Annotated in this window: 1 protein-coding gene; it reads right to left on the reverse strand. The window is 27.8% G+C overall.

Going from position 1 to position 821, the window contains the following annotated elements:
* A partial coding sequence (locus tag AJ881_RS03735; RefSeq protein ID WP_148123000.1) for a 6-hydroxymethylpterin diphosphokinase MptE-like protein occupies nt 1–821 on the reverse strand: 821 nt, incomplete at both ends.

Raw genomic sequence — 821 nt, forward strand, 5'->3', positions numbered from 1 at the left:
AACATAATCAGGTATTATGCCTTCTTTTTCAAGCATACTTAAAGCCCCATCAGCACAAAAGATCACTGCTTTATCTTGATAAGCTTTAAGTAAAGGAAGTTGTTTAGCTAAACTAGGTCCTGCAGAAACTACTATAGCATTTTCAAATTTGTTTTTTCTTTCATTTAAGATTCTTTGAAAAGGAATGCTTTCAAGCATAGAAGGGATGTTTTGTAAAAACTGTCCATGTGTTAGCAAAGGTAAAAAACAAGAAATATCTGCATTTCTTATTGCTACAGCTGCACTTTTAATACAAAGTTCATTCAAAGATAAAATAGAAGTTTCATAGTATTTAAGATAATAATGCGAGCTAATAAACATTTCATATAAACTTAAATACTCTAAAATGCTTTGTTGATCAAAAACCATAGCAATATGAATTTCCACATCCTTGGCTGCTGCATCAAACAATATCACTTGATAAGTTTTTAGCTCTTCACTCAAATCCAATGCACTTAAAGCTAGGATAAAAAGTTCTATTTCGCTTTCAAATACAAAAAGATGTTTATAGTGTTTAGCTAAATTTTTAATAAGCAAGGCATTGCCTATACCATAAATACATACGAAAGGATATCTAGGAGTTTTTTCTAAAATACTTTGATAGAAAAAATTTAATTCTTCTTCTAAATTTTCATACATAAAAACATTATGAGTTTTATCATAGATATTTAAATTTTCATCTATATTAAAACGAGAACAAGTTTTATTTTGTATGAAATTTAAAAGTTTATTTCCTAAGGGTTCATTTACCCCACTTAATAAAGCTTGTATGTTTTTTTCTA

The sequence above is a fragment of the Campylobacter sp. BCW_6460 genome (assembly GCF_001762705.1).
In the GTDB taxonomy this organism is placed as follows: Bacteria; Campylobacterota; Campylobacteria; order Campylobacterales; family Campylobacteraceae; genus Campylobacter_D; species Campylobacter_D jejuni.